Raw genomic sequence first — 22,623 nt, forward strand, 5'->3', positions numbered from 1 at the left:
GAAAATAAAATCGCGCAAGGCAAAGCCGGCGTGATAGCTGAAATTAAAAAAGCATCACCCAGTAAAGGTGTGATTCGCGAGCATTTTGTTCCCTCTGAACTTGCCCGCTCTTATGAACAAGGTGGCGCTGCTTGCCTGTCAATCCTGACTGATGTGGATTTCTTCCAGGGTGCAGATGAATATTTGCAGCAGGCGCGTGCAGCGGTAAGTTTGCCGGTGATCCGTAAAGACTTTCTCGTTGATGAATACCAAATTTACGAAGCGCGTGCCATGGGGGCTGATTGCGTGCTCTTGATTGTGTCCGCACTGTCACCAGAAAAATTAAAGGAACTTAATACGCTTGCGCAATCAATCGGGTTGGATGTATTGGTAGAAGTGCACGATCAAGTCGAGCTGGATATTGCGCTGGAGTTGGAGAATAAACTGATCGGTATTAATAACCGTAATCTGCACACCTTTGATGTAACTCTGGAAACGACATACAAGCTGCTGGATAAAATCGGCAGCGATCGCATTGTAGTAACAGAAAGCGGAATTCTTGCACCAGCCGATGTGCAGGCCATGCGCAGCAAAAATGTAAATGCGTTTTTGGTGGGTGAGGCCTTCATGCGCGCAGATGAGCCGGGCGTCGCATTGGCAGAGTTTTTCTCCCAATAACTATATTTCCCCCAGCGTTGTCTTTTTACAGTCAGTAGAAAAAACAAAGCCCGCATTGTGCGGGCTTTGTTTTTTTGCCTTAAGCAAATGTATTAGCGAGTGCCGTAAACCACCATGGTTTTGCCTTTTACCATCACCAAGCCTTGCTCTTCCAAGGTCTTGAGTACGCGGCCAACCATCTCGCGGGAGCAGCCAACAATACGGCCAATTTCCTGACGGGTGATTTTAATTTGCATACCATCCGGGTGAGTCATTGCATCGGGTTCTTTGCAGAGTTCCAGCAAGGTGCGCGCAACACGGCCGGTCACATCAAGGAAGGCCAGATCGCCAACCTTACGTGTCGTAGCGCGCAGGCGACGAGCCATCTGGCTGCCCAGTGCAAACAGAAATTCAGGATGGGTTTCAGAGATTTCCTGGAATTTGGCATAGCTAATTTCAGCTACTTCACATTCGGATTTCGCGCGCACCCAAGCGCTACGCGAATCTTTCTCGTCGAACAAGCCCATTTCACCGAAGAAGTCGCCATCATTTAGATAGGCGACAATCATCTCGTGGCCTTCATCGTCTTCGATCAATACAGTGACTGAACCTTTAACGATGTAGTACAGCGAATCACTTTTGTCGCCCGCGTAAATAATGGTGCTTTTGGCGGGATAACGGCGACGGTGACAATGAATTAAAAACTCTTCCACATTCTTAATGTGCGGTGTAAGCGAGACAGCGACCAAGGTGTGGCTCCTGTTGATGGATTTTTATATTACTAATTCAAATATGAAATTTATTATGACGACAAGGCCATCACACTGCTATAGATATGCCATGACAAGCTGAAAATTTGTGATGCAGTTATAAGCCTAGACAATTGAATTGTCTACAAAAAGTCACCATTTGTAGGATAATTGTTGATTTTGACGCCATTTTCGATTTTTCGCCTCGCTGTGATAGGCTAGGCGCCAATTTTCTTGGGCATTCTTACAACGGGTACGATTATGCAAGCAGTAGTGAAATGGGTTGATGGTGCGCAATTTTTAGGCGAATCGGGCAGTGGCCATGCAGTATTGATGGATGGTCCTCCGGATCACGGTGGCCGCAATACAGGGGTTCGCCCCATGGAAATGCTGCTGATTGGTTTGGGTGGTTGTTCTTCATTTGATGTCATGAGCATTCTGGCTAAGGCGCGTCAGCAGGTAACAGATTGCCGCTGCGAGCTGGATGCGGAACGCGCCGAAGGGGTGCCGTCGCCGTTTACCAAAATTCATATGAAATTTTTGGTCACCGGCAAAGAATTAAAAGAAGCACAGGTAAAACGCGCGGTGGAGTTGTCAGCCACCAAATACTGCTCGGCATCGATTATGTTGGAAGCTGGCGGAGTAGAAATCACTCACTCTTATGAGATCCGCGAAGCCTAAGTTTAGAATTGGTTTTGTGAAATAAAAATGCCCGCTAAGCGCGGGCATTGTTTTACGCGAAGATTTTGTCGTTAGATTCGATAACTGGTTGTTGTCATCACTTTGGATACCAGCGTCATTAATCCTTTCACTGGTGTTGGAAAGTTATAACCCCCGGCATTCAATGCCATATCCGCATGGCGCGCTTCATCTTCCAGCATTTGTCCGACGACCGCGCGGCTGCGGACATCCTGCTCCGGTAATTCTTGTAAGTGATCTTGTAAATGTTTGCAGACCTGATCTTCGGTTGCGGCAACAAACCCCAAACTGACTTTGTCGCTAACCAAACCTGCACCGGCGCCAATCGCAAATGAAAGCCCATACCACAGTGGATTCAAATAGCTGGTGTGGCTGCCGAGTGCGTCTATGCGCTCCTGACACCAGACCAAATGATCGATTTCCTCCTCCGCTGCTTTTTCCATCTCGACGCGTACATCAGGTAATTTTGCCGTCAGCGCCTGGCCCTGATAAAGCGCTTGGGCGCAGACTTCGCCGGTGTGGTTTACGCGCATCAATGCCGCCGATTTTCTGCGTTCGGCCTCGCTGAGATCGGCTTCATTTAATGAACGAGCGGGCGATGCGCGTTCACTGGTCATATCACTTCCGGCTGCGAGGGTTCGCAAGGCGCGGTCCGCGTTGACGATAAGTGTGTCGATCAGGCTTAACTGTGTGCTGGGCATAATGGCTTCCCCTTGGGCGATAAGCTATTTAAACAGAAATCCGGTAGCCACTTAACCCTATTTTACTTGTATGCAAGAAAAACCCTATTTATAGTCATGTCAACAATAATGTTTTGATTGCAGATCTATTGTGGAAACTCATCATGGTTTTATGTCGGACTTTACTGTTGATGCTTATTGTCGGCGCTTCTTCATTGTGTCTCTCCCAGCAAGTGGCATCGATAACACAAACCCCGATCTACAAGGATCAATCGCGCAGTTTTGAAGTACGCGCGGCAGATTTAGTGGCGCGCATGACGCTGGAGGAAAAAGTCAGCCAGATGCTGAACGAGGCTCCCGCCATTCCGCGTTTGGATGTACCGTAATACGAATGGTGGAATGAAGCGTTGCACGGCGTGGCGCGCGCGGGTGATGCGACTGTATTCCCGCAAGCGATTGGGTTGGCGGCAACTTTTGATCCTGAACTGGTGGGTAAAGTTGCGCGCGTGATAAGTCATGAAGGCCGCGCAAAGCATCATGCATTTGCTAAACGCGATCAGCGGCTGCGCTATCAAGGCCTGACCTTCTGGTCGCCCAATATCAATATTTTTCGCGATCCGCGCTGGGGGCGTGGCCAGGAAACCTACGGTGAAGATCCTTACCTTACCGGCCGGATGGGGGTTGAGTTTGTAAAAGGTTTGCAAGGTGATTACGCAGATGCACCCACGCACAAATATCGCAAAACCGATGCAACAGCTAAACATTTTGCAGTGCACAGCGGTCCGGAAGCAGATCGCCACCGTTTTGATGTTTATCCCAGTGAGCGCGATTTATATGAGACCTACTTGCCCGCCTTCAAAGCCTTGGTGCAAGAGGCCAACGTTGCTTCAGTGATGGGGGCGTACAACCGCGTCAATGGTGAATCCGCATCGGCCAGCCAGCGTTTATTAATTGACGTGCTGCGTAAAGACTGGGGTTTTACCGGTTATGTTGTATCCGACTGCGATTCGATTGAAGATATTTTTTTGCATCACAAGATAGTAAAAACCGCTGAAGAAGCCCCAGCGCTCGGTGGTAAAAAAGGCACAGAATTAAATTGCGGAAAAACCTATCAAGCGTTAGTAGGTGCAGTTAAAAAAGGGTTGATTGCGGAAGCGGAGTTGGATGATTCGCTGCGGCGTTTGTTTTTAACTCGTTTCCGCTTGGGAATGTTTGATGCAGATAGCGATGTGCCTTGGGCACAAATTCCCTATTCGATAAATCAATCCGCCGAACATGATCAGCTCGCGCGCAAAGCTGCGCAGTCATCAATTGTGTTATTAAAAAATAACGGCATCCTACCTTTAAAAAAGTCATTGAAAAAAATTGCTGTGATTGGACCGACAGCAGATGAAGTGATGTCGCTGCTTGGTAATTACTACGGCACACCAGCGGCCCCCGTGACGATTTTGCAAGGCATTCGCGCGGCGGTTCCTAATACCCAAGTAAGTTATGCGCGCGGAGTGGATTTGGTTGAGGGAAGGGAAGATCCGCGCGCGGCGCCCGTGATTGAACCCACTTATTTACGCCCCTCGGCCAATTCGAACGAACAAGGTTTACGCGGCGAGTATTTTAAAACTGCTGATTTGACCGGTGCACCATTGCTTACCCGTATTGATGCGCGAATTGCCTTTCGTTGGGATCGTGGCGCACCAACCGATTCGCTCGTTGCGCGCGGTGAAATTGCAGCAGGCGCCGGGTTACCCAGTGATAATTACAGCGCGCGTTGGACAGGCCAATTGTTGCCACCCGTATCCGGCGTGTACGAATTAAATGTCAGCGCCAATGATGGTGTTCGTTTAATAATTAATGGCAAAACCCTGATCGATTCCTGGGCGTTGGCTGAGCGTTTGCGCAGCCACAGTGCGTCGATTGAATTGGAGGCGGGCAAAGCCTACGACATCCGGCTCGAATACTTTGAAGATATTCGCGATGCCGAAGTGCGTTTGGGTTGGCGTTTGCCTAATGCCAAGGCGCCCTTCGAAGAGGCCATTGAAATTGCGCAGGACGCCGAGGTCATTATTTTTGTGGGCGGTTTAACGGGCGATGTAGAAGGCGAAGAAATGAAAGTGAATTACCCCGGTTTTGCTGGTGGTGATCGCACCGATATTCGCTTGCCTGCGATCCAACAAAAATTATTGGAAGCCCTGCATAAAACGGGCAAGCCGGTCGTGATGGTGCTCACCGGAGGCGCTGCGATGGCGATTGATTGGGCCGAGCAAAATCTGCCCGCGATTGTAATGGGTTGGTATCCCGGTCAGCGTGGTGGCAGTGCAATGGCGGACGTGCTGTTTGGCGATGCGAATCCCGCCGGTCGTCTGCCCGTTACCTTTTACAAAGCCGATGAAAAATTCCCCGCGTTTGACGACTACTCCATGCACAACCGCACCTATCGTTATTTCAGTGGTGAAGCGCTTTATCCTTTTGGTTATGGGTTGTCCTACACGCACTTCACGTATTCCAATCTGGTGGTGAATCAAAAAAAATTCGCGGCAAATGAAACCATCAAGATGCGCATGCAGTTAAAGAATACAGGCAAATATGCGGGCGACGAAGTTGTGCAGGTGTATCTCAAGCCTATTAATCCCCAGCGCTCCCGTGCTCTAAAAGAGTTGCGCGCAATCGAGCGAGTGCATTTGCAAAAAGGCGAGCAGCAGGAGTTGAGCTTTACTCTGTTACCAAATAAGGATTTGCTTATTTACGATGAACAGAAAAAAGCCTATGCCGTAGATGCTGGTCGCTATGAGATCCAGGTGGGTGCCTCTAGTAGTGATATTCGCATGCGCCAGGAGATTGATATCAGCATCCCTTGACCCCCGCAACATACTTACCGCGTAAAAAACTATTGCAAGGATGCAATCCTCACTTCATGCTTGTTCAGCCACTATAACTATTCGCCCGGCTGAAAGGAGACAAGCGTGCAAGACGTTGACGAAATAAAACTGCTGTTAGATTCCCGGATTCCTTTGTTAGTGATTGAAACCTTCGAAGAAAAAAAAGCACTGGACGTGCTGCTTAAAGTAGCCAACAAGCACGGCAAGGATCTGCATCGCTGGTCAATCACGGAGGGGCTCACCCGCCTGAATTTCGGTCCGCAGTTAGTGCCCAAAGGCAGTGAGCTGAATGAGCCGGAAGAAATGTTGCGCTATATCAAACAACAGCAACAACCGGCCATGTTTGCGCTTTGCGATATTCACCCCTTTCTCACCGATCAGCCGCAAGTTGTGCGCTTGCTAAAAGATATTGCACTCAACCATTTTGCTGTGCCTCATACACTGGTTCTGCTTAGTTATCAGTTGCGTTTGCCACCGGAGCTCACGCGCTACAGTGCAGCCTATACATTGACCTTGCCTGACGATGACAAAATCATGGAAATTATTCGCGAGGAGGCAAAAGATTGGTCCGATCGCCACGCAGGTGCGCGTGTCAAAACCGATAACATTACCCTCAAAAAAGTCGTGAACAATTTGCAAGGCATGAGTGTTAGCGATGTGCGTCGCTTGGTACGCTCGGCAATTTGGAATGATGGCTCGCTCAACGAAGATGATCTGCCGCGCATCAACAAAGCCAAATTTGCGTTGTTGGATATGGAAGGTGTCATCAGCTTTGAACAGCAAACCGAAGATTTCTCCAATGTTGGTGGTCTGGTCAATTTAAAGCGCTGGCTATTAACCCGACGCGATGCATTTAACGATGACGATTCCAAACTTGACCGCCCCAAAGGCATTTTGCTGTTAGGTGTGCAGGGCGGCGGTAAAAGTCTCGCGGCTAAAGCGGTTGCTGGCTTGTGGGGCTTGCCGCTAATGCGTATGGATGTCGGTGCGCTCTACAATAAATTCCACGGCGAAACCGAGAGAAATTTGCGCGAGGCGTTAAAACTCGCCGATGCGATGTCGCCCTGTGTGTTGTGGCTCGATGAAATTGAAAAAGGCATGGCGCAGGATGGTAATGACAACGGCGTATCACAACGTTTGCTGGGTACATTACTGACCTGGATGGCAGAGCGGCGCACACGTGTATTTATCGTCGCCACCAGCAATGATATTTCTCGGTTACCACCGGAATTAATTCGCAAAGGCCGTCTCGATGAAATCTTTTTTGTCGATCTGCCGGAGCACAGTGTGCGCAAAGATATTTTTGCAATTCATCTGCGTAAGCGCAATTGTGCTGTTGCTAATTTTAATCTCGACCAACTAGCTGATGCGACCCAAGGCTTTTCTGGTTCGGAAATTGAGCAGGCGATTATCGCCGCACTCTATTCGGCGGGTGCGGAAGGCAAGCCGCTAGTCACGGATATTCTGCTGAGTGAAATTGCAGCGACTAGTCCGCTATCAGTGGTGATGTCAGAGCAGATTGCGAGTTTGCGTTTGTGGGCCCAAGACCGGACTATTCCCGCGTAAGGTGTTTAGATGAGCGATATTCCTGAAAATGGCGCGATGATCATTGATGGCTGGCTGCAATGTGCCACGCAATGTCCGTCGCCCAATTTTAATTTTCGCCCTGAAAATACTGATATCAGCCTATTGGTTATCCACAATATCAGCTTGCCACCGGGCGAGTTTGGCGGCGGTTATGTGCAGAAGTTTTTTCAAAATGCATTGGATGCAAGCCTGCATCCGTACTTTTCAACTATCGCTGAACTCAAGGTTTCTGCGCACTTATTCATCGAACGTGACGGTAAAATCATACAGTTTGTCCCGTTTGACGCGCGTGCCTGGCACGCGGGTAGCTCTAGCTTTGCCAACGTTGCCGACTGCAATAATTACAGCATCGGTATCGAATTGGAGGGGGCAGACGACATTCCCTACAGTGATGCGCAATACCGGTCGCTGGAGAAAGTTTCTCGCCAGTTACTGCTGACTTATCCTAAACTAACACCTGAGCGTATCACTGGCCATTCAGATATCGCACCCGGGCGAAAGACCGATCCAGGGCCCGCGTTTGATTGGCAGCGTTATCGCAATTCTCTCGGCTAATGCCATTTTTCTCTCTATTGACTGACGAGTGATTAACAAAAATGATTTTTCTCAGTTTGGTTGCTGTACTCGCTATCGTCTATTGGCTCGGCTCGGCCAGCATCCTCCACTATGACGGTTGGTTTAAATGGTTAATTAGTCGCCTGCAAAAAATTCCAGGCCTCTCTGCGGCACCTGCGTTACCGCTCGCACTGGCTCTAGTGATTCCCTTATCCGTGTTGGTGCTCGCCTTTTTATTGGTGCATCAGCTTGCGGGCAAGCAGTGGTTATTTTTTCTCTATGTTCCCGTTTTGCTCTACAGCCTTGGGCGCGGAAATATTTTGGCGGATGTTCAGGAATATATTGCACTCGCCACTCGAGGAGACACTGTCGCGGCTGCACAATTATTGGATCGTCTAAGTACAGGTGGCCCCGCTGCTGACGTCAGTGACTGGCGCGGGCTGCATACCGAGGCATTGAAGGTATTTGCTTATCGCGGTTTTGAGCGCATGTTTGCCGTGCTTTTCTGGTTTTTTATTGCCGGACCTTTTGGCGCCTTGTTATACCGTTTGAGTGTTTTGTATCGCGATTTTTCCGAAGACGGTAGTGATGCTGCAACAACAGCGGGTAAATGGTTGTGGTTGCTGGAGTTGCCATCGGTGCGGTTAATGGGGGTCACTTGGGCATTTGTGGGCAATTTTGAAACCTGTCCGCTGCGCAAAAATTTATTGGACATGCACAGCCCTTCTGATTACATCTTAAATGAATGCCTGCGCGGTGCATTAGGTGCCTCGACTGATTGTTCTGCTGCCGCTATGGCACAGATGGAACCTGCAGAAAAAGCCGAAATGCAGGAGGAGATGGAAGAAGAGACGCAGGATATTATTGAGGACCTGACCGGTGATGTCATCACCACTCACTCCGAACCCGCGTATTCGTTTGCTTTGGTAAAGTCCAGCGTGCCGCTGTATTCGCGCTCGCTGTTGTTCTGGATTTGTGCGATTGCGTTTGCAACGCTGATTGTTTAAATAGCAATTTAATTTTGTTTGTAAGAGGTTAGTTATGCCATCGTTTGATGTAGTGTCCGAAGTGGATAAACACAATTTGACCAATGCGGTTGATCAAGCCCAGCGTTTAATCACCAATCGCTTTGATTTTAAGGGTGTGAATGCAAGTTTCGAACTTAAAGAATATGTGATTACCCTTACCTCTGATGTTGAAATGCAGCTCGATCAAATGCTGGATTTACTCAGGCCCGCTATGGCAAAAAATGGTATTGATGTGAGTTGTTTGGAAATCGGCCAGGTAAAAAGCGCGGGTAAACAAGTGAAGCGCGATGTCACTGTGCGAACGGGAATTGATAAAGACTTGGCGAAAAAAATTGTTGCACTGGTAAAAGATAAGAAGCTGAAAGTTCAAGCCAGCATCCAGGGGGAGCAGGTGCGCATCACTGGAAAAAAACGCGACGACTTGCAAGAGTGCATTGCGGCATTGCGCGCCGCTGAGTTGGGCATGCCAATGCAGTTTGAGAACTTTAGAGATTAAAATTTTGCAGCCCAATGCCTGTGACTTTTTTCGTAAATAAAATGACTGCTGAGGAATTCCAGCGGCCATTTTTTCTATTGAGCTGCCGCACAGGGCTTGCTATTCCTCTACCCATTCCCAGCGCAGGGGTTGGCCAAAGTCATCCAGAATCACTTTCTTGCGCGGGCGCGGTTTTTTGAGTTTGTGCGCCAACTGCGGTTTTTTGCGCGCTTCTATCGCGGCGACTACCTCGGGCAGAGGGGTGCGATTCTCCTGACTGGTGCCATCGAAGATACTGATCAAGGGGCCATTGGCATCGAGGCGACCACTTAGGCCGCGTGGCACTTCATTGACATGCCCTCCCTTATGCAGGAACTCCTGGACTTGTTGTTCCAGTTCCTGATGCAGTTGACGGCGGGTTTTAGTCGGTTTGATCATTGGCTACATGGGTTAATGAAGTAAAGGTGGCGCTGACAAAAAGCGGCGATCTGCCAGCATAACAGCGTCGGCAGCGGCAGGGCAAATCGCCGCATGGCATTGGCCTCGCATAGCCGGCTGCCTTTAGGTAAACTGCGCGTCTTTCTTATCGCGCCTTAGTTGCGACCAGTTGCAAGGTTTATGCAGATGGTCGCTGCCCGATTCCCGCTCGCAACACAACGTCCAATCCACATGACCCAAGCCAGTTTAAAAATTACCGAGATCTTTTATTCGCTGCAGGGCGAGTCCACAACAGTCGGTTTGCCGACCGTATTTGTGCGTCTTACCGGCTGCCCGTTGCGCTGCGGTTATTGCGATTCAGAATACGCATTTTATGGTGGTGAGCGATTACTGCTCGATGAAATTCTCGCCAAAGTTGCCAGTTTTAATCCGCGTTACATTTGCGTTACTGGCGGTGAGCCGCTGGCGCAGCGCGAGTGCCTGACGTTGCTGACGGCCTTGTGTGATGCTGGCTATAATGTATCGCTCGAAACCAGCGGCGCTTTGCCAGTGGACGATGTAGATCCGCGCGTAGTCAAAGTCATGGACTTGAAAACTCCTGGTTCGGGTGAGGTGGGGCGCAACCGTTGGGAAAATATCCCGCTGCTCAGTGCGCAGGACCAGATTAAATTTGTGATTTGCGATCGTGCCGACTACGAGTGGGCACGCTTCAAGTTAGATGAGCATCAGCTTGCAGGCAAAGTAGCAGAAGTCTTGTTTTCGCCGAGTTTTGGTCAGGTTACGCCATTGGCGCTGGCGGAGTGGATTCTCGCAGATAACCTTCCCGTGCGCTTCCAATTACAGCTGCACAAGCTGTTGTGGAATGACGCTCCTGGTCATTAATGTTCGATAACTGATGTTTCTTTTTTTTCTCAAATTTTTATTATTTCGGTAGTTGTTATGGCGCAAAAAAAAGCGGTAGTGCTGGTTTCCGGTGGTCTTGATTCCACTACTGTATTGGCGATAGCGCGCAGTGAAGGCTACGCCTGCTACTCCATGAGTTTTGATTATGGTCAGCGCCACAGCTCGGAATTGCATGCTGCCGAGCGCACCGCCAAAGCCCTGGGTGCAGTTGAGCACAAAGTGATTAAATTGGATTTGCGTTCCATCGGCGGTTCAGCATTGACCGATGATGCGATTGATGTACCGGAAGAAGAAACCGGCGGTATTCCCGTCACCTATGTGCCTGCGCGCAACACAGTGTTTTTATCGATTGCGTTGGGCTGGGCAGAAGTGTTGGGTTGCGATGATATTTTTATCGGTGTCAACGCCGTGGATTTTTCCGGCTACCCCGATTGCCGCCCCGAATATATTGCCGCTTATGAAGCCATGGCCAATCTCGCAACACGCGCGGGAGCCGAAGGAAATAAATTGCATATCCGCACTCCGCTGATCCATTTAAGCAAAGCGGAAATAGTCCAGCTAGGGATTAAGCTCGGAGTGGATTACAGTCTGACCGTATCCTGTTATCAAGCGAACGATCAAGGAGAGGCTTGTGGCAAATGCGATAGTTGCCGTTTGCGCAAGCAGGGGTTTGTGCAGGCAGGTATTGCAGATCCTACGCGTTATCAGCATTGATTTGTTAACTGTTGGCATGTTAACAATAATCGCGCGCGATTAATTGCCGCTCGAATTCCTCTATCGCTACTGGTTTGCCAAAAAAATAACCCTGGAACATGGAGCAGCCATTTTGTTCCAGGAATTTTTTCTGCGCTTCTGTTTCTACCCCTTCAGCAATCACTTGCAAATTCATGTTCTGTGCCATGGCGATAATCGTGCGTGCAATAATTGCATCGTTGGGATCAATCGCAATATCGCGCACAAAGGTTTGGTCGATTTTTAATTGGTCGAGTGGCAGGCGCTTAAGATAGGACAGTGAAGAGTAGCCAATGCCAAAATCATCCATCGAAAAACCAATACCATTGTTTTGTAGCTGTTGCATTTTTTCGATACTTTGGTCGACATTTTTTAGCAGCGAACTTTCGGTTAATTCAAGTTTTAACAGGCGCGTGTTGATATTGCTGTCTTTGACAATATTCAGGACATCATCGACAAAATGCGCTTGGTTAAACTGGATGGGGCTGACATTGACGGCGATGCTAAGCGCTGCAAATTTCGGTTGCTGGCTCCACTGCCGCAATTGTTCACAGGCTTGGCGAATCACATGCCGACCGATGGCGACAATCAAGCCGGTTTGTTCCGCAACCGGAATAAAATCGGCAGGTGAGATCATACCGTTGACAGGATGTTGCCAGCGCAATAACAGCTCTGCACCAATTGCTTTGCCGTGATTATCGATTTGTACTTGATAGTAGGGAATAAGCTGGTGTTTGGACTCGTAAGCCGTGCGCAGATCCGCTTCAATTGCAGCGCGTTTTTCCAGATGAGATTGCATGTTAGGATCAAAAAAACGAATGGCATTGCGCCCGCTGTCTTTGGCTTGGTACATGGCCACATCGGCGTGACGCAATAAGTCGTCGATGCTGCGGGTCTGGCCTTTAAATAGATTTACGCCAATGCTGATGGTGCAATGGAATACCGATTGTTGCAGTGGGTAGGGCAGGTTGATTAAATCGTGTAATTCTTCGGCACGTTTTTTTGCTTCCTGCGCTGCCATTTCAGCATTATCGCCCAAGTTATCAAATACCACTACAAATTCATCGCCGCCCAAGCGCGCGGCTAAATCTGTTGTGCGAATAATACTGCTGATGCGCTCGGCAACCTGTACCAGTAATTGATCGCCGATGTGATGGCCGCGGGTGTCATTGAGTAATTTGAAATGGTCTATATCAATAAACAAGAGCGCGCCGTGTTGATCGGTGCGCGCGCTTTGTGCGGTGAGCAATTTGAGTCGGTCTTGCAACATACGGCGGTTGGGCAGGCGCGTAAGTGGATCAAAAAACGCCAGGTTAAATATTTTTTCCTGGTCCTGGGCGCGGCGTAATTCCCCGCCGATACGATCGGCAAAAATTAATAATAGCGAACTAATTTGTGGCGAAATGGGCAGCGGATGTTCAGCGAGCAATACTAAAATACCCGTTGGTTTTCCTTGGGCATTTTTAATGCCAACACCCAGATAGCTGTCGATATTGTATTGGACTAGCAACATGTCGCGCGGGTAGCGCTGCTGCGCTCCGGTGGTCATAAAGCAAAAATTTTCTTCCATCACATCATGGCAAGGTGTGTGTTCTAATGTGTAGCTAATATTGGGCTGTACCTGGCCATTAATTAAATAGGTGTGAGTGGTGGCTTGAGCAGGGTTGTCATTGTCGATCAAACTAATGACTGCCTGCTGCGCACCAATTGCATCGGCGAGTGCGGTGAGAATCGTAACAAAAAAATCTGGCGCAGAGGCGGCATCAGCCGCAGCGGCGGTGAGAGCTAAGTCCAATCCTTTGCGCTCGGTAATATCCTGTACTGTGCCTTGCAAGCTGGTTCCCTGCGTGTCTTCGATGGTATCGCCTTGCAGTTGCAGCCAGAATTTTTTTCCGGCAATTTCAATGCGCGTTTCTAATGCCAGAGGCTTGTGGTAGCGCAGACTTTCTGCTAGCGCGTTGGCAACGGTGTCGCGATCATCGCTATGAATAAAGTGGTTAATAAAATCGGTCATTTTTGCGTGCAAAAATTCACTCGGTAAAGCAAATAATTCACTCATGGAATGGCTGAAACTATAATCGTCTGTGTGCGGGTTCCAGCTCCAGTGCGCAACGCGTGCCATGAGTTGCGCGCTCTCCAGTCGCTGCTCGCTCTGGCGCAATGCTTCTTCAACTTGTTTGCGCTCAACCAATTCTTGTTCGACTTGCAATAGTGCTTTGCGTTGCGGGCCTAAATCTATATCGAGGCAATACATTTCTTTGTGGTCAGGTGTATCAATGAGCACGTGATTGGAATAAACCCAGACTTCGTTACCCTGTGCATCTTGCAGCGCCAATTCTCCCGAGGGTATTGCTTCGTCTTTTTCATGCCAATTTTCAATCGCTTGATGCACACCTTCGCGCATAAAACCGGGGATAATCAAATCTTCCAGTTTTTTGCCCATGGCATCGGCCGCGCTAAAACCGTAAAGATCTTCGCTTGCTTTATTCCAGAAAATTACCTCGTGAAAACGGTTGTATCCCTGCACTGCAATATTGCGGGTCGTTTCAAAAATATTGCGAAAGCGCTGTTCATTTTCGAGGTCGGTCTGATGTGTGTGTACGCGTTTGGTAATGTCGCGTGCAAGGCAAATAAAGCGGTCATTTTCCCTGCGGGTCCCAGCGAGCTTGGCGATAGAAAGCTCATACCAAAAAGTATTTTCACCCTGGGCAATGCGAATGCTTTTACCTTGCGATATGCCCCAATTATCAGCTTCACTCAGCGCGCTCATCCACACTGAAACGGATGTGGAGGCGAGAGTTTCGGGATGGTTTCTACTCAGCACATCGGGAGCGGACAAGGTGTGATGTTCATTGGTACCATTGAATGACAGCACATGCCCCTGACGATCAATCTCAAATAGCAAATCAGGAATTGCATGCAACACAGCTTCAAGATGTTTTTTTTGTTTTTCCTGTTCCTGGCTGGATTCGCCGAGTTGGTGGGTGGTGTTAGCAATTTCAGTGTGGGCAGCCGTAATCATTAATCCCAAAATGGCCATGCTGGCGGCGTAAATCCAAATAACCCAATAGCTCAACTGCTGGGAGGCCAAGTAGAAGGGGCCAAGTTGGTTGACGCTAGACCAAATCGCCAAAAAGCTAAAACCGATGGTTGTCAGTGCACAGCCTAACAAACCAAATGAAAGTGCCGCCCAGGCAACACAAACAAAACTGGTGAATACAATTGGCAGATGAATGCCATTTTGAAAATCATTGAGCGGAAAGCAGAGCAAACCTACCAGCAGGCTCACTGCAAACACGACAAAAAAATCCAGTTTGCGTTCTAGCACTTTGTCGATATTGATTTTGTTGATATTGATTAGCAAGGGGGCAGCGAGAAATACCCCGAGGCTGTCACCCATCCACCATACCAGTGCGGTGTAAAAGCCGGATTCGAGCGAACCTTGGTTGTAATGGTTGAGCGAAAAGCCGCCAATAGTGGCAGACACCAGCATGCCCAGTGATCCGAGTATCAGGAAGCAAATGGTGTTGGCGCGATGCAGTTGGGTGAGGTTGCAACCTGCGCGACGCAATAGCCAAAGTGCAAAAAGTGGGGCCAGGGTACTACCGGTTGCCAGTAGTAGATTAGTGGTGAGGTCGGCGCCACTTGAAGTTTGCAGTGTCAGCGCGGACACAAAAACTGCAGGCCATAGCTGCGGCGACCAGCGATAAAATGCGGCCAGGGCGATACCACCGGGCAACCAAAAAAGCGTGACTCTATCGTCCGCGAAAGGTACACAAAGGCCTAGCCAGCCAGTAAGACTGTAGGCTAAAAATACCATCAGTAATTGAGCGAGCCTGGGTGGATTGGGCTGCGAAATTCCTTCCCCGGGTGAGGCAAAAAGCATGCGTCGTTCTCATTATCGACTAGGGCAACTAATCCGGTAATCCTCCTGAGCCTATTATATTTCTGTAGGTTCAGGCAGATTGCTTTAAGAATAGGTTAGATTCGATGCCGCCGTCGTGAAAGTTTTATCCTTCCGCAAAATCACTAAGTACCCATCCCTGCGCTTTGATAAATGTGCCGATAAAGTTAACAAAAAGCCTCTTTAATAACCAATCAATCTTTGGCTCACACCCATTGTGCACAAATTCTCAAAAAAGGCTTGTCTTTTCGGCCTGAAACATTATTATACGCGCCTCGCATTTGGGGTCGTTAGCTCAGTCGGTAGAGCAGTTGGCTTTTAACCAATTGGTCGCTGGTTCGAATCCAGCACGACCCACCATTTTATCTGATGGTGCTCCAAAAATAGTGAATGCGAACCCTGTGGGTCGTTAGCTCAGTCGGTAGAGCAGTTGGCTTTTAACCAATTGGTCGCTGGTTCGAATCCAGCACGACCCACCATATTTTGCAGTAAGAATTTGAAAGGGCGCTTAGCAAAGCGCCCTTTTTTATTGGGCGAAATGCGGGGCTGCAGAGGGTGTGCGTACTATTTTATAGTTGCCATTCCAAAGGTAGCTCTGTGATAAAATTGCGCACAAATTTACTGCCCGTTAATGCGGGTAAGCTTGAGTGAGGCGATTACATGTCTGAGTTTTTGAATCTGGCCGTGCGCGATGTCGCCGCTGAAGACCTGGTAAAACAACATCTCGCTCGTGTGTGGAGTGCACCCCAGTACACGCCTGAGCAAGAGGCTGACTATAAACTCCGCATCAAATCCCTGCTTAGACAACACAATGCTGTGTTGGTCGCCCATTACTACACCGACCCGTTAATTCAGGCGCTCGCCGAGGAGACTGGCGGTTGTGTATCTGATTCGCTGGAGATGGCGCGTTTTGGTAAGAATCATTCGGCTGATACTTTGATTGTTGCCGGCGTGAAGTTTATGGGCGAGACCGCCAAAATCCTCACGCCGGAAAAGCGCGTACTTATGCCTACGTTGGAGGCGACTTGCTCGCTCGACCTTGGTTGCCCTATCGATGAGTTCTCTGCCTTTTGCGACCAGCACCCCGACCGCACTGTAGTTGTCTATGCCAATACCTCTGCCGCCGTAAAAGCGCGTGCAGATTGGGTGGTGACGTCGAGCATTGCGTTGGATGTAGTGGATTATCTGGATCGCCAGGGTAAAAAAATTCTCTGGGCGCCGGATAAGCACCTCGGCGCTTACGTGCAGCAAAAAACTGGTGCCGATGTTCTGTTGTGGGATGGTGCCTGCATAGTGCACGAAGAATTCAAAGCCAAAGGGGTGGAAGATCTCAAAATCCTGTATCCCGATGCTGCTGTGTTGGTTCACCCTGAATCCCCCAAAGCGGTTGTGGATCTGGCCGATGTTGTAGGCTCGACATCGCAATTGATCAAGGCGGCGCAAACCCTGCCTAATCGCGAGTTTATCGTTGCGACTGACCAGGGCATCTTCTACAAGATGCAACAGGTCAATCCCGATAAAATTTTCCACATTGCGCCCACCGCTGGTAGCGGAGCAACCTGCCGCTCCTGCGCCAATTGTCCCTGGATGGCAATGAATGTGCTGGACAATCTGGCGACGGTATTTGAGCGCAGCGACAATGAAATCCATGTCGATCCAGAACTTGGCAGGTTGGCGATGATTCCGCTGCAGCGCATGCTGGATTTTAAAAAATAAGGTTTCACCCTCACTTGATGGTGTTTTGCTTGTTTCGTCTGGCCCCACTCAGTACCATGGCGCCTTTCGTTATTTCGTCACCCTGATTCCCTAACTTTTCGCTACTTTATTTCGCTAGCTAACGGAGCTCCCGATGATTCAAGGCAGTATGGTTGCCCTGGTAACCCCCATGAATGCAGACAATTCCCTAGATTGGGCGAGCCTGCATAAATTGGTGGACTGGCATCTTGCGCAGGGTACTCACGCGATAGTAGCAGTAGGCACGACTGGCGAGTCGGCGACGCTGAATGTGAACGAGCATTTAGCGGTTATAAAAAAAATAGTTGATCAAGTGAATGGCCGCATCCCGGTGATCGCTGGTACTGGTGCTAACTCAACATCTGAAGCTGTCGAGCTAACCCAAGCCGCTAAAGATGCGGGAGCCGATGCTTGTTTGTTGGTAACTCCTTACTACAACAAGCCAACCCAAGAGGGTTTGTTCCTGCATCATGCGCACATCGCCCAAGCGGTTGCTATTCCACAGTATCTCTACAATGTACCTGGTCGCACTGGTGTGGATATGAAACCAGAGACTGCTCTGCGTCTGGCTAAAGTGCCCAATATCGTCGGCATTAAAGAGGCGACGGGTGATCTTGATCGCGCCAAGTTATTGATTGAACAGGCTCCCTCCAGTTTTGCGATTATCTCCGGCGACGATGCAACCGCCGTCGATTTAATTCTTTTAGGGGGCAAAGGGGATATTTCTGTCACGGCGAATGTCGTACCTGCGGCCATCGCGCGTATGTGTGAATTGGCCTTGGCTGGTAATGCTAAAGAAGCGAGTGCGATTAATGAGCGTTTGCTACCTTTGCATACGGCCATGTTTGTTGAATCCAACCCGATTCCCGTCAAATGGGCGGTTGAACAATTGGGTTTGATCCAGTCAGGTATTCGCCTGCCGCTGACACGTCTGTCAGAGCAGTATCACCAACAAGTTAAAACAGCCATGCAGGCCGCCGGGATTTAAGCTAATCCCCGTTTGCAGGTTGTCGACGAGATGATTCATGAGTCCAATTAAATCAATGACCATAACTACAACTTCTTTATTGTCGATCAAGCGCCCGCTGTTGGCGTTAATGGTTGCCAGCTTAACGGTTTCCCTTTCAGGCTGCGGCATGTTTTTTGGCGATGAGGGAGTATTCCGCAATCGCGCAGGCGATTACGTTAAGGCCGACGATATTCCCCCATTGGTATTACCGGCAGGTAAAAAATCGGAAACCATGGGCGAGCTTTATCCAATCCCACCAATTACCGCGACTGACTTTGGTTACGACCCAACCGCCGATGATTATGAAATCCCGCGTCCTATGCCGTTGTCGGCAAATCTGGAGCAGGAAAACGTTAAAATCCAGCGTGTTGGTAGTGAAAGCTGGATTTTATTGAATGCGGCACCCGGTGAAGTCTGGCCGCGTATTCGCAACTTCCTCAATGTGAATACCCTGGCGGTAAGCAAAGCGGATATCGGCAAGGGTATTATCGAAACCAGCTGGTTGCAGTTCAAAACTGATTTAACAACCTATGATCGTTATCGCCTGCAGATCGACCAAGGCGTGCAACCGGAAACCACTGAAATTCATATTACCCACATGAGTGTTCCCATTGCTGAAAAGCCGGCACCGGATATGGGTTGGCCGCGCCGTTCGGTGAATGCTGAGCGTGAAAAGTGGATGTTGGATGAGTTGGCGGCAACGCTGGCGAGTGAAACGGCTGAAGGTGGTACTTCTTTGTTGGCCCAGGCAATTGGCGGCTCAGTAAAAGCCAATTTGGGCGTATCGCGCAGTGAGCCAATTATGACAATCAAACTGGATCGCCAGCGGGCATTTGCGACCCTGACATACGCAGCTAAGCGCGATGGTTTTACGACGTTTGATGCTGATGCCGATGCTGGCCTGTTCTACGTCCATTACATCGATCCTGAAGAAGCCAAGCCGGGTTGGTTCAGACGTACTTTCCGTATAGGTCTGAATCCCAAGCCGCCTACATCGCCTTATACTCTGGCGCAAGTCAAAACCAATATGTTGACAGGCGATGCGTTTGATAAAGCGCCCCGCTCGGATCGAGATGAAGAAAAAGTATTGCCTGATGCGCCCGGTTACCTGATTGTCGTGACGGGTACTGAGGGTAACTATGTTGTGCGTGTTCGCGATCCCTATGGCAAGCGTTTAACTCCGCACGAAGCGCGTGAGCTACTGACTGTATTGCGGAGAAATCTGATCTAGTGCTGGCTCAGTTGCGCTTTGCATCACTCGGTAGCGGTAGCCGCGGCAACTCTACCCTGGTGGAGTGGAGCGCCGGCACGCTGTTGATAGATTGTGGGTTTAGTGTCAAGGAAGCCAATCAACGGCTTGAGCGCTTGGGCAAGCGCGCTGAAGATCTGACGGCCATACTGGTCACCCATGAGCATGCAGATCACATCAAAGGCGTTGCCACTCTAGCCAGGCGCTATGATTTGCCGGTGTACATGACCCCGGGTACTTATCACAGCCGCAATTTGGGTGAGCTGCCGGATCTGCGCTTGATAGAAGCCTATACTCCGTTTGTATTGAATGATTTGCATGTTACACCGGTGGCCGTGCCCCACGATGCGCGTGAGCCAACCCAGTTTGTGTTTGAATTTTCGGGGTTACGGTTGGGCATACTGACCGACTTGGGTAGCATCACCGCCCATGTTGAGGCCCATTACCAAGATCTGGATGCCATGGTGCTGGAGGCGAATCACGATCCGGCAATGCTCGCGTCAGGCTCCTATCCCCCGTCGCTAAAGCAGCGGGTAGGTGGGTTATGGGGACACTTGAGCAACCAGCAGGCGGCAGGATTTTTACAGCGCCTTAACTGTGCAAGGTTGCAGCATTTAGTGGTGGCGCATATCAGCCAACAAAATAATTCGCTGGAGTTGGCGCGAGCTGCTTTGGCACCCGTCACGGCGGACGTCAAACAGGTGACTTTTGCGTGTCAAAACCAAGGTTTTGATTGGTTGTCGGTTTCTTAAATACCGTTTTTTACTTTCTGTTTCTTATTTTTTATTTTTTATTTTTCAATACTTACTTTTGAATAGCAGGCCTATCAATGGAAAAGCGCGAACAACTCTACGCTGGCAAAGCCAAATCCATCTACAAAACTGATGACCCTGATCATGTGATCATGTTATTCCGCAACGATACGTCCGCTTTTGACGGCAAGCGTATCGAGCAACTTGATCGCAAAGGCATGGTAAACAACAAATTCAACGCGTTCATCATGACCAAATTGCAGGAAGCAGGTATCCCCACACATTTTGTGAAGTTGCTGTCGGATACCGAAGTATTGGTAAAAACCATGCAGATGATTCCCGTTGAGTGCGTAGTGCGTAACTTGGCAGCTGGTTCATTGGTGCGTCGCCTGGGTGTACAGGAAGGCCTTGAATTGACTCCTCCCACCTTTGAGCTCTTCTTGAAAAACGATGCGCTTGGCGATCCAATGGTCAACGAATCGCACGTGCAATCGTTCGGTTGGGCGACACCCGAGCAGTTGGCGCGCATGAAAGAATTGACCTTCAAAATCAATGCGGTACTCAAGGATTTGTTTGCCTCAGGCAATATGTTGCTGGTGGATTTCAAAGTGGAATTTGGTTTGCATAAAGGCGAAGTGATTCTTGGGGATGAGTTCTCACCAGACGGTTGCCGTTTGTGGGATAAAGACACCCGTGAGAAATTGGATAAAGATCGTTTCCGTCAAAATCTCGGCAATGTTGTTGAGTCTTACGAAATGGTCGGTCAGCGCCTCGGGTTAACGTTCTAATTAACAAAGTGCCCTGCGCAGGCAAAGGGGGCTTAGGCCCCTTTTTTTTTGCAGGTGAATTTTAACAATTAGTATCTATACTCAAGCAATACATCTCTGGCAGAGCCAAAAATGGCTACTAAAATCATGGGGAATCTATAGTGAACGAACGCCGCGTGTTTGAGCGCACCTCCACCTCGGTGCGTGTTGAAATGTCCCACCCGAGTTTCGGTACGATTATCGGTTTTGCCCGGGATATTTCTGACGGTGGTGCACAGGTGCAAATTGAAAATCAGGTATGCCCACCAGTAGGTACAGAAGTTTCAGTCAAGTTCAAAAAAGCAGTAGGTGCGATTAACGCAGAGCCTGTGCGTATGCGTGTAGTGCACCAGTTGCGTAACACAATCGGTTTAATGTTTGTACGGGGGGCGGTTTGATCGGCGCCCCATGATGTTTTCATATTAGTTAGCACACCGTTCTGGTAGTATCAAATCCAGTTTTTTGTTGTTCAGGTTTTGTTGCAATTGCTGCAAGTCTTTGCACGTCATCTGCGGGTTCTTGGCAAGATGTAATTGTGTCAGGTGCAACAGGTGTAAAAGTGGTGCAGGATTTTTAATGGTATTATTTGTCAGCACCAACTTTTCAATGCGTCCTAATTGCTCGATTTCGCTAATGTCCGCTAGTTGATTGTCCGCCAAGTTAAGTTCTTTTAACGCAAAAAATTTATCTAATCCATCAAGCGATTTAATACCTGCGTTACTGCAGTTCAGCCGTGTTAAATCCTCTGCGCTGGTAATATGCAAATCGTAAATAGTTTGCTCCACGCAGTCGCGCAATTTTGCATCGGTGATTTGATAATCCTTAAATATCGATGGCGGTGTGTAGACAACATTTTCGTTGACGCTTACGGAATAATTTTTACATCCAGCAGTCAATAAACTGGTGACTAGCCCACAAAAAAGTAACAAAGATTTGCTGTGCATATGGAGTTTTCCTGGGTTGGGGCGGAAAATTGGGTCGCTAATTTATTTAAATATTGCGTTCACTGTAATCAGATATCTGTTCGGCAGCAATCATAGAATTCAGTATTTATTCAGTTCCGGTATTCAACAATCACTACACAACACGTTTATTTAGTTACCCCTCGTTTTTTTGTTTTATTGGAGAGTCTTAGTATGAAATATATCCTCGCTATTATGTTGTCGTTTGCCATCATTGGTTGTACCACAACCGATCCTTACACCGGCGAGCAAAAAACCAGTAAGACCGTTAAAGGTGCAGGCATAGGCGCAATTGCCGGGGCCGTCCTGGGGGCAGCGACGGGCGACGATAAGAAAGACCGCCGCGACCGCGCATTAAAAGGTGCTGTGCTGGGTGGTGTAATCGGTGGTGGCGCAGGTAACTATATGGACCGTCAAGAGGCCAAGTTGCGTCAGGAGTTGCAAGGTACTGGTGTGCAGGTGAGACGTGAAGGCAATAACCTGTATTTGGTGATGCCAGGAAATATCACTTTCAGCACCGGCAATGCAGACATTCGCTCAGATTTTTTCGATGTGCTGAATTCAGTTGCCAAGGTTTTAGCTGAGTTTAACCAAACCTCAATCAAAGTGAGTGGGCACACTGACTCTACCGGTAGCGATTCTATCAACCAACCGCTCAGTGAGCGCCGTGCCGACAGCGTTGCTATGTACCTGCGCAGCCAGAAGGTTAGCAGTGCGCGTATCCAGTCCTATGGTTACGGCTCGCGCTACCCCGTAGCAAGCAACGATACAGCGGCAGGGCGTGAAGCGAATCGTCGCGTAGAACTGGAGCTAGTGCCTAACGAATAATTATTATTTTGCTCACAAAAGCCG

22 protein-coding genes and 2 tRNA genes are annotated in these 22,623 nt (G+C 49.1%); 19 read left to right on the top strand and 5 right to left on the bottom strand.

The window, feature by feature from the left end; translation table 11 throughout:
• Positions 1-657, top strand: a 657-nt coding sequence (trpC, locus tag ACWA6V_RS00855; RefSeq protein ID WP_449520736.1) for an indole-3-glycerol phosphate synthase TrpC, incomplete at its 5' end; no start/stop codon positions are given.
• A 92-nt stretch (positions 658-749) separates the two neighbouring features.
• Here trpC and crp read toward each other — a convergent pair.
• Positions 750-1,385: a cAMP-activated global transcriptional regulator CRP gene (gene crp / locus ACWA6V_RS00860; protein ID WP_133684469.1), complete on the bottom strand. Its 636-nt coding sequence runs from the start codon at positions 1,383-1,385 to the stop codon at positions 750-752.
• Positions 1,386-1,646: 261 nt separating this feature from the next.
• On the opposite strand from crp, the gene ACWA6V_RS00865 reads away from it, so the two are divergent.
• On the top strand, positions 1,647-2,066 hold the full coding sequence (locus tag ACWA6V_RS00865) for an OsmC family protein (RefSeq protein WP_449520737.1): 420 nt from the start codon (positions 1,647-1,649) through the stop codon (positions 2,064-2,066).
• A 71-nt stretch (positions 2,067-2,137) separates the two neighbouring features.
• Here the strand turns inward: ACWA6V_RS00865 and coq7 are convergent, their stop codons facing one another.
• Entirely contained in the window at positions 2,138-2,785 is a 648-nt protein-coding gene (gene coq7, locus ACWA6V_RS00870; RefSeq protein ID WP_449520738.1) for a 2-polyprenyl-3-methyl-6-methoxy-1,4-benzoquinone monooxygenase, read from the bottom strand.
• 143 nt (positions 2,786-2,928) lie between these two features.
• Here coq7 and ACWA6V_RS00875 point away from each other — a divergent pair, with 143 nt between their 5' ends.
• From ACWA6V_RS00875 to ACWA6V_RS00900, 6 genes are all read left to right on the top strand, one after another.
• The gene (locus tag ACWA6V_RS00875; RefSeq protein WP_449520739.1) at positions 2,929-3,150 is read left to right on the top strand and encodes a hypothetical protein; all 222 of its coding nucleotides are present in this window, start codon (positions 2,929-2,931) and stop codon (positions 3,148-3,150) included.
• 21 nt (positions 3,151-3,171) lie between these two features.
• A complete protein-coding gene (locus tag ACWA6V_RS00880) occupies positions 3,172-5,616 on the top strand; it encodes a glycoside hydrolase family 3 C-terminal domain-containing protein (RefSeq protein ID WP_449520740.1) in 2,445 nt (814 codons plus the stop codon).
• 105 nt (positions 5,617-5,721) lie between these two features.
• Positions 5,722-7,203, top strand: a complete 1,482-nt coding sequence (locus tag ACWA6V_RS00885; protein WP_449520741.1) for an AAA family ATPase — start codon at positions 5,722-5,724, stop codon at positions 7,201-7,203.
• A 9-nt stretch (positions 7,204-7,212) separates the two neighbouring features.
• A complete protein-coding gene (gene ampD / locus ACWA6V_RS00890) occupies positions 7,213-7,779 on the top strand; it encodes a 1,6-anhydro-N-acetylmuramyl-L-alanine amidase AmpD (protein WP_449520742.1) in 567 nt (188 codons plus the stop codon).
• Positions 7,780-7,820: 41 nt separating this feature from the next.
• Positions 7,821-8,786, top strand: coding sequence for a regulatory signaling modulator protein AmpE (gene ampE / locus ACWA6V_RS00895; protein WP_449520743.1), 966 nt, complete (start codon positions 7,821-7,823; stop codon positions 8,784-8,786).
• A gap of 34 nt (positions 8,787-8,820) precedes the next feature.
• Complete coding sequence (locus tag ACWA6V_RS00900) at positions 8,821-9,303, top strand: YajQ family cyclic di-GMP-binding protein (RefSeq protein WP_449520744.1); 483 nt, start codon at positions 8,821-8,823, stop codon at positions 9,301-9,303.
• 99 nt (positions 9,304-9,402) lie between these two features.
• Here ACWA6V_RS00900 and ACWA6V_RS00905 read toward each other — a convergent pair whose 3' ends face one another.
• Positions 9,403-9,720, bottom strand: a complete 318-nt coding sequence (locus ACWA6V_RS00905; protein ID WP_449520745.1) for a hypothetical protein — start codon at positions 9,718-9,720, stop codon at positions 9,403-9,405.
• A gap of 186 nt (positions 9,721-9,906) precedes the next feature.
• Between ACWA6V_RS00905 and queE the strand changes: the two genes are divergently transcribed.
• Together queE and queC are read left to right on the top strand one after the other, a co-directional pair.
• A complete protein-coding gene (queE, locus tag ACWA6V_RS00910) occupies positions 9,907-10,602 on the top strand; it encodes a 7-carboxy-7-deazaguanine synthase QueE (RefSeq protein WP_449520746.1) in 696 nt (231 codons plus the stop codon).
• A gap of 57 nt (positions 10,603-10,659) precedes the next feature.
• Positions 10,660-11,337 (top strand): 7-cyano-7-deazaguanine synthase QueC, encoded by a 678-nt coding sequence (queC, locus tag ACWA6V_RS00915; RefSeq protein ID WP_449520747.1) that lies wholly within the window; start codon positions 10,660-10,662, stop codon positions 11,335-11,337.
• Between the two features lie 19 nt (positions 11,338-11,356).
• On the opposite strand, the gene ACWA6V_RS00920 is transcribed toward queC, so the two are convergent.
• Positions 11,357-15,241 (bottom strand): bifunctional diguanylate cyclase/phosphodiesterase, encoded by a 3,885-nt coding sequence (locus tag ACWA6V_RS00920; RefSeq protein ID WP_449520748.1) that lies wholly within the window; start codon positions 15,239-15,241, stop codon positions 11,357-11,359.
• A 302-nt stretch (positions 15,242-15,543) separates the two neighbouring features.
• On the opposite strand from ACWA6V_RS00920, the gene ACWA6V_RS00925 reads away from it, so the two are divergent.
• The 8 genes from ACWA6V_RS00925 to ACWA6V_RS00960 all read left to right on the top strand — a co-directional run bounded on the left by ACWA6V_RS00925 (position 15,544) and on the right by ACWA6V_RS00960 (position 21,207).
• Positions 15,544-15,619, top strand: a tRNA-Lys gene (locus tag ACWA6V_RS00925).
• Between the two features lie 43 nt (positions 15,620-15,662).
• Positions 15,663-15,738: transfer RNA gene (locus ACWA6V_RS00930), tRNA-Lys, on the top strand.
• 181 nt (positions 15,739-15,919) lie between these two features.
• Positions 15,920-16,975, top strand: coding sequence for a quinolinate synthase NadA (nadA, locus tag ACWA6V_RS00935; protein ID WP_449520749.1), 1,056 nt, complete (start codon positions 15,920-15,922; stop codon positions 16,973-16,975).
• 133 nt (positions 16,976-17,108) lie between these two features.
• Positions 17,109-17,981: a 4-hydroxy-tetrahydrodipicolinate synthase gene (gene dapA, locus ACWA6V_RS00940; protein WP_449520750.1), complete on the top strand. Its 873-nt coding sequence runs from the start codon at positions 17,109-17,111 to the stop codon at positions 17,979-17,981.
• Between the two features lie 37 nt (positions 17,982-18,018).
• Positions 18,019-19,233, top strand: coding sequence for an outer membrane protein assembly factor BamC (gene bamC, locus ACWA6V_RS00945; protein ID WP_449520751.1), 1,215 nt, complete (start codon positions 18,019-18,021; stop codon positions 19,231-19,233).
• Positions 19,233-20,003: an MBL fold metallo-hydrolase gene (locus ACWA6V_RS00950; RefSeq protein ID WP_449520752.1), complete on the top strand. Its 771-nt coding sequence runs from the start codon at positions 19,233-19,235 to the stop codon at positions 20,001-20,003. Before bamC ends, ACWA6V_RS00950 begins: the two co-directional genes overlap by 1 nt.
• 77 nt (positions 20,004-20,080) lie before the next feature.
• Positions 20,081-20,791 carry a phosphoribosylaminoimidazolesuccinocarboxamide synthase gene (purC, locus tag ACWA6V_RS00955; RefSeq protein WP_449520753.1) on the top strand — a complete coding sequence of 237 codons (711 nt, stop codon included), beginning with the start codon at positions 20,081-20,083 and terminating at the stop codon, positions 20,789-20,791.
• A 140-nt stretch (positions 20,792-20,931) separates the two neighbouring features.
• Positions 20,932-21,207 (top strand): PilZ domain-containing protein, encoded by a 276-nt coding sequence (locus tag ACWA6V_RS00960; RefSeq protein ID WP_310075891.1) that lies wholly within the window; start codon positions 20,932-20,934, stop codon positions 21,205-21,207.
• Positions 21,208-21,231: 24 nt separating this feature from the next.
• Here ACWA6V_RS00960 and ACWA6V_RS00965 read toward each other — a convergent pair whose 3' ends face one another.
• Complete coding sequence (locus ACWA6V_RS00965; RefSeq protein ID WP_449520754.1) at positions 21,232-21,753, bottom strand: leucine-rich repeat domain-containing protein; 522 nt, start codon at positions 21,751-21,753, stop codon at positions 21,232-21,234.
• A 192-nt stretch (positions 21,754-21,945) separates the two neighbouring features.
• Between ACWA6V_RS00965 and ACWA6V_RS00970 the strand changes: the two genes are divergently transcribed.
• On the top strand, positions 21,946-22,599 hold the full coding sequence (locus ACWA6V_RS00970) for an OmpA family protein (protein WP_449520755.1): 654 nt from the start codon (positions 21,946-21,948) through the stop codon (positions 22,597-22,599).
• Positions 22,600-22,623 lie beyond the last annotated feature (24 nt).

The organism is Cellvibrio sp. (genome assembly GCF_053579595.1).